Genomic DNA, 5,243 nt, shown 5'->3' with positions numbered 1-5,243 from the left:
CGCCCGCCGAGCCGATCGGGCGGCCGTTGACCCCGCGAATGACATCGCCGGGCCGCAGTCCCGCGGCGCGGAAGGTCGCCCCGTCGCCCTGCGGCTGGACGACGACGCCGGTGACCTTGCCATTCTCGGCGCGCGGCGCGAAGCCGACTCCGCTCTTGAGCGCGGCGGGCGACAATTCGCCCGCGACGGCATTGGAATTGGCGGGCGCCGAGCCGACCTCGGGGGTCGGCGCGGGCAGGCTCACGGGCGTCGCGACGGGCGCCGCGCCGCTCTGGTCGAGGAACAGGCTTTCGCGCGCGCCGCCGCGATCGAGCAGCACATGGTCGAAGGCGACGCCGACGAGCTTCACCCCCGGCGCGATTTCGTCGCCGACGGCATAGCTGTTCTGGACGCCATCCTCGGCCGCAATGATCGCCGAACCGCCGCCGGTCGCTTCGTTGATATTGATCCCGAACAGCGTGAGGCCGAGCGCGGTCACCGTCGCCGAGGCGGGACCCTGCGCACCGGTGCGGAAAAACGGATCGAAGCTCGCGAACAGCGCGCGGCGCTCGGCGGGCGAGGCGATCACCGCGGTTTGCGGCTGCCAGGCGCCAAGCGGCGACAGCGGTGTGACGAGCGTCCAGAGCAGGCGCACGACCTGCACCGCGAGCAGGAGGGCGAGCAGGCCGACGACGAGCATCGGCCAGATCGCGCGCGGCGAACGCCGGCCGGCACGCAGCCAGGCGGGCAATCCGCGCGGCAGCCGAACGGCCGATCCGGACATCAGCGTCGCCATGAAAATCTGTTGAACCCCCGCATCACCATGGTGCCTCGCGAATCGCCTAGGGGCGATTGGTGACAATCAGCTGACGGGAAGATTACAGTTTTTTGACAGTCGAGCGAGTCCGGCCTGCGGCAGTTCGCCGCTTCTATCCTCCCTGTGCCGCAGGCATGGGGAGGTGGCAGCCCGGAGGGCTGACGGAGGGGCTCGCGCCGCTCGCGGCCCCTCCACCACTCGCCATGCGAGCGGCCCCCCTCCCCACCGCTGCGCGGCAGGGAGGATTTACCCTCAGAATTTCAGCGAGGCGCTCAGCGAGAAGCTGCGGCCAAGCTTGTAACGGTTGAAGAAGATCTTGTTATCGCCGAACTCCTGCACTTCCTGATAGGTGCGGCCGGTCAGGTTGCGCGCCTCGAACTTCAGTTCGATTTCCTTGTTCAGCAGGTTGATGCCCTGGCGTGCGACGAAGTCGAGCTGGATGCCCGGCTTTTCGCGCAGGTCGGGCTGGCCCGACGGACCGCGGCTGGTGACGCGCGGGCTGGCATAGGTCAGGAGCAGCGTCTGCTGCGACAATTTGTCCTGATCCTCCAGACCGATCTGGACGTTCACCAAATGGTCCGACTGGCCGGTGAGCGGCGAACCGTCGAAGAAGAAGTTGCTCGCATCCTGCACGACGCCATTGATCGTCGTCGTGTCGCCCGCGCCGACCGAAATGTCCGACTGGGTATAGGTATAGTTGCCGATCGCCACGACGCGCCGGCTTGCCCAGAAGGGCGCATCCGACAATGTGTCGAGCGGGAAATATTTCTGCAGTTCGAACTCGACGCCATAGAGCGTCGCCTTCGGGGCGTTGGCATAGCTGGTGTTCACCGACGAGTCCGAGATCGAGGTATAGGCCTCGATCGGATTGTCGATCGACTTGTAGAAGCCCGCGACGGTCAGGCGCTGATCCTTGGCGAAATACCATTCGTAACGCGCCTCGGCGTTCGTCAGCCGGCTGTCGGTCAGCGACGGGTTACCACGGAACAGACGGTTCGATTCGGGATCCTGATAGACCTGCGCCACCAGTTCGCGGAACTGCGGGCGCGCGATCGTCTTCGACCCGCTGACGCGCAGCTGCATGTCGGGCGCGACTTCCCAGGTCAGCGTGACTGCGGGCAGCCAATAATCGTTGTTGAGGTTGGTATCGACGATCGACGACGCGCCCGAATTGAACAGGTCGATCGGGGACACCGTCTGCTTGGCGTCTTCATAGCGCACGCCCGCATTGATGTTGACGCCCGCGATCAGTTCGGCCTGCACCTGCGCATAGCCCGCGTGGGTGGTCAGCGCCGCGTCGAACGCCGCGGTGCCGTCCTGCGCCGAGGTTTCGAGCAAGGTGATGTCATAGAGCTGGATCGATGCGTCGGAGAGCAGATAGTCGGGACGCAGCTGCTGCACCGCGATCGGCAGGTTCGACGCGCGATACTGGAAGGCGCGGCGCACCGAGGTACGGCTGGTGTCGCTATAGGCATAGCCGACGGTGCCCGTGATGCGCGGGGCGATCTCGTACGACAGGTCGACGCCGCCCGACCACAGATCCTCGTTCAGGTCCGAAAAGGCGATCGTCGCGTCGCCCTTGTTGCCGCCGAGGTCGTTGACATATTTGTCGCCGACCGGGTCCTGCGCGGTGGGCAGGTTGGTACGGACATAGGTGAAGCTGCGCTCATAGGGCGCCTCGCGCTGCGAATTGGCATAGCCGCCGCGCAGGTCGAGCTTGAGCCGGTCGAAATGGAATTCGCCGACGAACTGGCTGTTGATCAGCTGGCGTTCGTACCACGCCGTGTCCTGCTTCATGATGTCGCGGCCGGCCTGGTTCTGGTCGGTCCCGACGGCAAGCCGCGCCTGCTTCAAAGTGTCGCGGATATAGAGATTGGTCCAGCGCAGCTTGTGCTCGCCGATCTCGAGCCCGAACCCGAGCAGGCCGTTGACGACGATGCGGTTGTCGGTGACGACACGGTTGTAGCTCGTCTGCGGATCGCCCGACAGGTCGGCCTCGACCGAGGTCTGCTGCAGCGTGTCGCGCGTGCGCCACTTGTTGCTGATGCCGGCGGTGGCGATGATGCCGAGTTCGCCGTCGGCCATCGGGATCGACAGGCCGCCGGTGACGCCGGCCGACCAGTTCACCGGGATATGGTTGTTCTGTTGCAGCAGCGTCGTCGGCGCATTGACGAGGTCCATCGCGATCGCTTCGAGATCGTCCTGGCTGAAATCGGCGCCCTCGATGATCGGCTTGCCACTGGCAAAGGCGGCCGCGAGCGACTTGGGCACGTCGCGGGTGCCGTCGTCAAACCCGGTCCAGTCGGTGTCGCTGCCATAATAGGTATAGCCGAGTTCGTTGGTCGTCTCGCTGTCCCAGCCGATGCCGCCCGAGAAGGTCAGGAAATTCTCGCGCGGGGTCGACTTGGTGGTGAGGTTGATCACGCCGCCGCCGAACTCGCCGGGGAAGTTCGCCGAATAGCTTTTCTGGACGAGCGTCGAATCGATGACGTTCGATGGGAAAATGTCGAGCGGCACGACGCGCTTCAGCGGTTCGGGGCTGGGCAGCGGCGAACCGTTGAGCAGCGCGAGCGAGTAACGGTCGCCAAGGCCGCGGACATAGACGAAGCCGCCGCCGACCACCGACAGGCCGGTGACGCGCTGCAGCGAGCCCGAGATATCGCCTTCGCCGGTGCGGGCGATGTCGGCCGACGAAAGGACCGACACGACTTCGGGGGTCGCGCGGACGACGTTGGGGGTATAGCGGCCGGTGACCACGATTTCCTGGTCGGCACCGCCGGGGATCGAGACGTCAGCCTCTTCCTCAGCCGCTGCCGGTTCGGCCACGTCTTCGGTCGGCGGCGTGGACTCAACGCTGGAACCCGCGGGTTCAGCATCCTGTGCCAAGGCCGCCGGAGCGACCAGAGCCGACGAAAGGAGCAGCATGCTGGCGAAAATCGACCGTTTGGTCATGGCCCTAAAAACCCCTATGATTCAGATGATAAGCGGGGCGGGGCGCGCCTCTGTGGTGCGCCCCGCCCCAATTCAGGTACGAAGGCGCGTCAGACCGGGATGAGCGTGCAAGCGGCGCTCGACGAACCGAAGCTCGCGGTCGCGCTGTTGCAGGTCCAGCCGGTGAAGCGCGTGTCGGCGGCATCGCGCACCGCACCGACATAACCCGCGTTCACGAAGAAGGCGTTGATCGGCACCGGGTTGAACGCCGGACGGGCGGTTTCGGTGGCGCCGTTGATGAACACGTTCGACAGCGTCGGGACATAGGTCGCGCTGTTGTTCGTGCCGCCGTTGAAGATCGCCGCGACCTGGTCGTTGGTGACGCCACTGGTGCCGAGGAAGGCGCTGGCGCCGCCGCACTGCATGTTGACCGAGTCGAACTTCGGCGGCCCGGCTTCGTCCGGCCCCGTGGTCTGCGTCGTCGTCGCCGAGTTGATGCGGACGCACGAGATGCCCGGCGCCACGATCAGGCCGTTCATCAGGCGATAGTCGGCACCGCCGCGGATCAGCACCGACGCGGTGTTGCCCGCCGCATTGGCGCGGTGGATGAAGGTGAAGTTCGACAGCGCGACATTCTGGCGCGGGGTCGTGTCTTCATTGCCGTTCGAGTCGATTTCGAGCATCGAGTCGCCGACGCTACCGCCAGCGCGCTGGACCGCGAGCAGGAACTGGACATTGCCCTTGTAGCCGACGTCGGTGTCGAGGCCGTCATCTTCGGCGCCGGTGATCGCGAGGTTGCGCATGTTGACGCGACCGCCGAACACTTCGATGCCGTCGTCCGAGCTGTTGTGGACCTGGATATTCTCGATCGTCGTGCCCGAACCGGTGCCCGACGGGGTCAGGCCCTGCAGTTCCTTGTCGGCGCTGAGGATGAAGCCCGAGTAGCGGATCTGGACATAGGACATGCGGCCCGAATTGTCGGCCGGCTGCGCGCCGCCATAGAGCGCGTTCGACGTGCCTTCGGTGTCGCGTTCGCAGGCCGCAGTGCCCGGCGTCGCGCCCGGCGCGAGGCAGTCGGTGACCGGCGCACGGCCGAGCAGGACGACACCGCCCCACAGCTGCGAGGTATTGTCATCGGCCGAACCGACGACGTTGCCGCGGCCGGTGAAGACGATCGGCTGCGTCGGGGTGCCGACGGCGTCGATGCGGTTGCCGCGGTTGACGACGAGATAGGAAACGCCGGTCGCGCCGAAGATGGTGACGCCCGGATCGATCGTCAGCGTGACGTCGGTGTTGGTGCTGGTCGCGCCCTGGTCGGTGCCGACATCGACGCGGCCGGGGAGCGAATAGATCACGCCGGCGACCTTGGGGATCGCGGTCGAGGCGGTAAAGCGTGCGGGGAAGCCGCAGTTGCGCCAGGTGCCCTGCGGGCCGGTGATCGTGCCGAGGTCGGCGAGCGCAGGGCCGGCGATCGACGGGCAGGCGGCGGCGGGGGTGACGCCGGTCGGGGTCGGCG

The 5,243-nt window shown here is 66.4% G+C and carries 3 protein-coding genes; all 3 read right to left on the bottom strand.

Annotation, left to right across the window (positions count from 1 at the left end):
* A partial coding sequence (locus B1A78_RS20195; RefSeq protein ID WP_256839580.1) for a type II secretion system protein N occupies positions 1-763 on the bottom strand: 763 nt, incomplete at its 3' end.
* A 285-nt stretch (positions 764-1,048) separates the two neighbouring features.
* Positions 1,049-3,748: a TonB-dependent receptor domain-containing protein gene (locus tag B1A78_RS20190; protein ID WP_077148669.1), complete on the bottom strand. Its 2,700-nt coding sequence runs from the start codon at positions 3,746-3,748 to the stop codon at positions 1,049-1,051.
* Positions 3,749-3,837: 89 nt separating this feature from the next.
* On the bottom strand, positions 3,838-5,243 hold a 1,406-nt coding region (locus tag B1A78_RS20185; RefSeq protein WP_077148668.1), incomplete at its 5' end, for a hypothetical protein.

The sequence above is a fragment of the Sphingopyxis sp. KK2 genome, assembly GCF_001990265.1.
Classification (GTDB): Bacteria; Pseudomonadota; Alphaproteobacteria; order Sphingomonadales; family Sphingomonadaceae; genus Sphingopyxis.
The sequence above is the reverse complement of the archived record's forward strand: the minus strand, read 5'-3'. Positions and strand labels throughout refer to the sequence as shown.